This is a genomic window from Pseudostreptobacillus sp. (assembly GCF_977040545.1).
The window spans coordinates 1-6,623 of record NZ_CDRRBS010000068.1; the positions used below are offsets into that span (position 1 = coordinate 1).

The 6,623-nt window shown below is 24.2% G+C and carries 6 protein-coding genes and 1 tRNA gene; 4 read left to right on the forward strand and 3 right to left on the reverse strand.

Going from position 1 to position 6,623, the window contains the following annotated elements:
- The 3 genes from ACWYO2_RS04400 to ACWYO2_RS04410 form a co-directional block, all read right to left on the reverse strand.
- On the reverse strand, positions 1–736 hold a 736-nt coding region (locus ACWYO2_RS04400), incomplete at its 3' end, for a hypothetical protein (RefSeq protein WP_455515282.1).
- A gap of 12 nt (positions 737–748) precedes the next feature.
- On the reverse strand, positions 749–1,189 hold the full coding sequence (locus ACWYO2_RS04405) for a hypothetical protein (protein WP_455515283.1): 441 nt from the start codon (positions 1,187–1,189) through the stop codon (positions 749–751).
- 10 nt (positions 1,190–1,199) lie between these two features.
- Positions 1,200–3,341 (reverse strand): transcriptional regulator, encoded by a 2,142-nt coding sequence (locus ACWYO2_RS04410; protein WP_455515284.1) that lies wholly within the window; start codon positions 3,339–3,341, stop codon positions 1,200–1,202.
- Positions 3,342–3,462: 121 nt separating this feature from the next.
- On the opposite strand from ACWYO2_RS04410, the gene ACWYO2_RS04415 reads away from it, so the two are divergent.
- The 4 genes from ACWYO2_RS04415 (at position 3,463) to gltS (ending at position 6,568) form a co-directional block, all read left to right on the forward strand.
- Positions 3,463–3,545, forward strand: a tRNA-Leu gene (locus tag ACWYO2_RS04415).
- 35 nt (positions 3,546–3,580) lie between these two features.
- Positions 3,581–4,363, forward strand: a complete 783-nt coding sequence (locus tag ACWYO2_RS04420; RefSeq protein WP_455515285.1) for a hypothetical protein — start codon at positions 3,581–3,583, stop codon at positions 4,361–4,363.
- On the forward strand, positions 4,363–5,052 hold the full coding sequence (gene trmB / locus ACWYO2_RS04425) for a tRNA (guanosine(46)-N7)-methyltransferase TrmB (RefSeq protein ID WP_455515286.1): 690 nt from the start codon (positions 4,363–4,365) through the stop codon (positions 5,050–5,052). The genes ACWYO2_RS04420 and trmB overlap by 1 nt, the downstream gene beginning before the upstream one ends.
- A 298-nt stretch (positions 5,053–5,350) precedes the next feature.
- Complete coding sequence (gene gltS, locus ACWYO2_RS04430; RefSeq protein ID WP_455515287.1) at positions 5,351–6,568, forward strand: sodium/glutamate symporter; 1,218 nt, start codon at positions 5,351–5,353, stop codon at positions 6,566–6,568.
- Positions 6,569–6,623 lie beyond the last annotated feature (55 nt).

The following is a 6,623-nucleotide window of genomic DNA, read 5'->3' on the forward strand; positions in this document are numbered from 1 at the left end:
AATCAACCTTTATTGTTTCAAAATTAAATTCTTCTTTTTCTTCTTCTTTAATTTCTTTATCTAATATTTCATAAAGAAAAGATATAATTTCAGTATTTGTATAATCTTTTAATTCTATATCTAACTTATCCACTAAATATTTTATTAATAACGATTTATTAATACTAGATATCTCGCATAAATATGCTACACATTTATCAAAAGCTTTTAATTTAGATAACTTCAACATTTTACTAGACCATATCCTTAATATTTTAGGATTTATACCTGTTTTCGAATACATAGTTTCTTCTGTATTTATAGTATTATATCTATATTCAAATCTTGATATATCATAATTTGAATTTTGTAAAGTTGCACCATTTCTAAGATTAAATTTTGAAAGTTCAAAACCTTTTTCTTTAAAACTAAGATATATTTTTTTTGATACAGAATATTCTTCATCTAGTAATTTGGTACATATATTTAAAGAATATTCCTTTTCTTCATTAGGTATTTTTATTGATAATGTCGTATCTAAAAATATTATTTCATCCATATATTTATATATACCTTCTGAAACATAAATTTGACTACCATCAGTTGTTACTTCAAGTCCAGTAATTATACCTGTCTCTTCTTCTAAAAATTCTAAATACGAAGCATTATATATATTTCTATTAATCTCTTTCAAATCTAAACTTCTAAGTATAGTATTACTTAAAAATTTAGGAACTCTACTATATATTTCTTTCATATTATACTCCTATTAATTTTGACTATATTGATAGCCACCATCTACTGTTATATCTTTGATTTTTTCTTTTTTTTGCTTTAATTTTAAATTAAATTTACCATTACCAATTTTATCATCATAGACCTCTTCATAATCTACTACAAAAATATTAGGCATATTGTATTTTCTTACTACATTTCCTGCTAATACTACTTCAATAACAAGACTTCTATAAGCATCTAATTCTTCAGCACTAACTAAAGACCATAATAATAATTTTCGTGTATCATCTTCACTATTTTCTCCACCAAGTGGTGCTATTATCTTTCCTTCTACTTCTACACCTACATTAATATCAGTAGATCTTGCATTATTATCGTCTTTAGTATCTGAAATAAACCTTATATTTGTAACATTTTCTTTCTCTAATAAAATTTCATCATTACTACTTTTTAAACTAACTCTAAACCCCATTTATACCCTCCTAATTATTTTTATTGATTTCAATTTTCAAATTCTTAACTTCACCCGCAAAACTCAAATTTAATTGACAAGTATTATTTATTTCATCTATTAAATGTGATATATCATCTCCTTTATTTAATATAGAATTAACCTCACCAGCTTCTTTAATCCATAAAGTTTTTTGACTAGTTGGACTATTAGAGAAGAAGTGGTTCAATTTATCATTTTTAAAATCATTTGTTGTATATCTCAATACTCTTTCTATATAGGTTGTTGTTTGTGTTTTATATATCCCCTCATAACCCCCTAAACTACTCTTAGATAAATTTCTAGCTTTATACACTGTAACATTAGTTATTTTATTGCCTGCTACATGACCAGCTTCTGATGCAAATACAAATCCATAATTATTCAAATTGATATCTTCTTTAATTCTAGATGTAAACCCGGAAATCTCACGTGGTAAACTAGTTGGTAAAATATATGCGTTGTCATCTAGCTCTATATTAAACCTTACTCCTGGATTATTAATATTCACATTTTTAAATCTCTTTTTCAATTGAATCGGTGACTGATATGAACCTACTACTGCTGCTGCAACAAAAGCAGAATCTATATATATACCATTAATAAAAAATTCAACCATAGAATCTTTATCTTCAGAAAAATTAACAATCTCATTATTAAACTCAACTTTATTATCTATTTTTATTCCTGATTTATCCTTAGGAATTATTGTAAAATTAGGTATCACTGGTATTACATATTCTGAATATTTTTTATTTTCTAGAATTCTAGTTTTCTCTTTATATTTTCCTATACCAAATGTAGATAAATTTTCAAAAGTTGTTTCTTCATTTTTTTCAAAACTTATAAACACCTCTATTTTATAATTTGCAAGTATTTCTATTATTGGTATTACTGTTTCTAATGAATGTGAATTTTTTTGATTTAATCCATCATTACTTGCAAATAATTTTTTATGTTGTATTGGTTTTGATTCATGCATATCTATATCCGTTATTGTTGCAAACCATATTGTATTACTAAATTCATTTTTAGTATTAACCGTATTTAAAAATTTATCTAATTTTTCTAAATTTTTTGCTTCTGATAAAATATAGTTTTCTATGTTCGTTATTAATAACTTAGGTTTCATTTCTATATTACTGTCAAATTGATCGAAATATACTTTTATAGCTAGTACTTTTTCTATAAGTGATTTTGCTTGTTTAACAAAATCATCTTGAGCTTGCTTATACAATTCTAAATAATTATTATAATTATCAACCTCTTTTTTAAAGTCAATCTCTTCAACTAAATTCATAGGAACAAATGTCCTACAAATTAAATCACTAATATATTTATTAGGACACTTTGAATTTTGATTATAATCTTCTTTAAATATCTCTACAAGTTCATTTCTTGTGTCATTTACTAATGCTAATTCATGTTCATCATTCTTTACTTCTATAAATTCAAGTCTTCCATCGTTGCTAAACTCAATTAAACCCGCCTTAATATTTTGAATAGTTTGTGAACTTCTCTCCTCTCCTATAGATAATTTTGTTTTAGTATCTTCTATTGCAAGTGGTAACATAGCAAGAATATTATTATAATTTTTAGATGCTTGATAAAATTTATCATTTAATTGATCTCCTAAATCTAATTTTTTAGGATTCGAGTCCGATAATTTTTCGTATTTATTATACAGATAATTTATATCTTTTCTTAACTGTTTAATATCAGCTATTACTCTTCTTGGAGAAAGCATATCTAATATATCTTCGAATTTAAAATCAATATTTTTTAAATCAATACTTTTTCTATTTTCTATAAGAGTTATCAACATTTTTATAAATGAATTTTCTAAATTTATTGGAATTTCATTATATAAATTATCCGGCAATCTTATATCTTTCTCTAAAGTATATGAAATTTTCTTATTTTCAACATCCATGAAACTATATATCTTCGGTTCAAACTTTAATAAAAATTCTTCAAAACTTCCAACTACAAGTTTATCGTTAATTTCAGATATAACTTCATCATCTAAACTTTCTATATTTTCTACATCACCTATTAAAGTTAAGATATTATATTTTTCATCGCTAAATTTCTCAAAAACAATAGTTCTATTTGTTTGTTCAATTATTTTCATTTTCCCCTCCTTCAAACTAATTATACAACTTTATTAAAAATAAATCAAGATTTTTTTAATTTTATTTTAATCTTTTTAACTTCTTGATTTTTTGCTTTTTTTATGATAAAATAATATAGTTGGCTGGGTGGCGAAATCGGTAGACGCAGCAGACTCAAAATCTGCCGGGAAACCATAAGGGTTCGAGTCCCTTCCTAGTCACCATTTTTTTTTATAATAAAATTGAAAGGATATATAAAATGGAATTAAAATTATCAGAAAAAGAACTTACAAATTTATCTAAAGATGAAAATGCAATAAAATTAAATCTTGTATCTAAAGCATTATACAATGAAAGTTTAAATTTCAAATTTAATGAAGAAGATTTAAAAAACATTTGGTTTAATGAACAAAATTTAATACTTGATCTTTATATGAGAAAAAAAGTAGAACCAAGAGTTATGGTTAATGAAAATCTTGTTATAGAAGAATATAACAATAATAAAAAAATATTTGAAGAAAATAACATGAATTTCGAACAAGCACGTAACTATATATTAGAAAGATTAACAACTCAAGTTAATGAAGGATTATTTGAAGATTTAGTAAAAAAATTAATGAATGAAATGGGAGATAATGTTTCTCTTTCAAAAGAAGATATCCTATTTACAAAAGGTGATCCTAACTTAATTAAAGCAATACTTTTAATATCTGTTTTAAATGAAAATGCAAAACAAGATAACTTTTTCAACGAGTTTGAGGAAGATATAGACTTATTAAAAAAAGATGCTCGTTTAAATTATTATTTAAATAAATTAATCGAAGAAAAAGCAGTTGTTAGCAATAAAGACGTTCTTGATACTATGCAAGAAATTTCTAAAAATAACTTTGATGCTGTAAAAAATTATTCACAAGAAGAATTATTCCAAAACGTAGGTAATTCTATGCTTAATCAAAAAGTTTTAGAAGTTAGAGATGAAATTATAAAAAGAATAGTTGATGAATTTAAAATAGAAGATTTAGTTAAGGAATATATTAAATAATGAAAGAAAAAGAATTATGGCAATACTTTTTTAACAAACCTAAAAAAAATTATAATAAATACATGTTTGAAATGCCTAATTATCCTAATCATTTAATATATGATTCAGAAATAATATTATCAACAAAAGGGAATTGGAGTAAAAATTTATTTAAAAATACTAATGATCTTTATTTAGAAATAGGAAGTGGGAGCGCAAACTTTACTTCTACTCTTGCAAATCTTAACCCTAATAATAATTATTTAGGTGTAGAGATTAGATTTAAAAGATTAATACAAGCTGCAAAAAAAGCAGAAAAACTAAGTCTTAAAAACCTTGTATTTTTAAAGAAAATGGTTAATAGATTAACTGAATTTATTGGAGAAAATGAACTTTCTGGTTTATATATAAATTTTCCTGATCCTTGGGAAGGTGAAGAACATAAAAGAATTTTAAGTGAAAAACTTCTTGAAGATCTTGATATTGTATTAAAAAAGAACGGAAAAATTTTTTTCAAAACAGATCATTTAAATTACTACTTAGATACATTAGAATTAATTAAGAATTCTAATAATTATGACATAGTTTATAATACAGATGATTTATATTCTACTAATTTAGTAGAGCATAATATCAAAACTGAATTTGAACATTTATTTTTATCTAAACATAATATGAATATAAAATATATTGAAATTATAAAAAAATAGTTATTATTATAAACAAAAGAGAGAAAATATTTACATAACATGCACAAAAAAACTGGACAATAATTTAAGGAATTACATCTTATTTGATAAGTGGTAGTTCCTTTTAATTTTACTCTAACTTTATTGTAAAATTCTATTTGGATAATTTTATAAACTCATTCATTTTCCTCTTTTTTATTAATTTTATATTATTATATATTTTTTTATTGATTTTTTTATTTTTTATTGTATAATACTTTCATAGATAACTTAAATATATAGAAAGTGAGGAATTATTACATTGGAATTAGAATTAGACATGATACAAGCTATTGGATTAGCTGTTATTCTACTTATAATTGGTAGAGCTTTAAGAAAGAGAATTAGATTTTTTGAAAAATATTGTATTCCAGCCCCAGTAATAGGTGGATTTTTATTTGCTATTGTTACTTTTATTTTTAAACAAAGTAATTTTTTAGAAATCAAATTTGATACTACATTACAACAATTTTTTATGGTAATGTTCTTTACAAGTGTAGGATTTAATGCAAGTTTACAAGTTTTAAAAAAAGGTGGTAAAAAAGTCTTTACATTTTTAGCTGTTGCTGTTGGACTTCTTATTTTACAAAATTTAGTTGCTGTTGGGTTGGGTCCTTTTGTAGGTTTACATCCACTATTAGCACTAATGACTGGATCAACTCCTATGACTGGAGGCCACGGAACTGCGGCAGCTATTGCACCTACTGTTGAAGCTTTAGGATTTAAAGGAGCCGAAACTGCAAGTACAATCGCTATTGCTTCTGCTACATTTGGTCTTATCGCAGGTTCTATGATAGGTGGTCCTATTGCTGATAGTCTTATAAAAAAATATAATTTATTACCAAATGAAATTATAAATGAAAGAAAAGATGCTCGTTTTGAAGAAAAAGATATAGATGAAAATGTTAGAAAAGAAGAAAAAACTATTTTAAATGGTGAAAAATTTTCTTATGCATTCTTTTATATTTTAATCGCTATGGGAATTGGTTCTTATTTATCAATACTTTTAAAACAATTATTTCCAGTATTAAGTTTACCAGTTTATATTGGACCAATGATTATTGCAGCTATTATGAGAAATATATTTGATATATCTGAAAAATTACAAGCACCAATTCATGAAATTAGTGTTATTGAAGATGTTTCATTAAACTTATTCTTAGCAATGGCATTAATGTCATTAAAATTATGGCAATTAATTGATTTAGCTGTACCAGTAATCATCTTATTAATAGCACAGGTTATATTAATATTCTTCTATTTAAAATTTGTAACATTTAAAGTTATGGGTGGAGATTATGATGCAGCTGTTATGGTTTCAGGACATGCAGGTTTTGGATTAGGAGCTACACCAAATGGTATTGCAAATATGAAATCTGTTACTGAAAAATATATTTATTCAAAAGTATCTTTCTTTGTTATTCCATTGGTTGGAGCATTGTTCATTGATTTCTTCAATGTATCAATAATTACTATATTTGAAAGTTTCTTTAAATAATTAATAAAAATTAAAATGTACCAACAAACTATTTTAATTTTTTCCATCCAGTTTG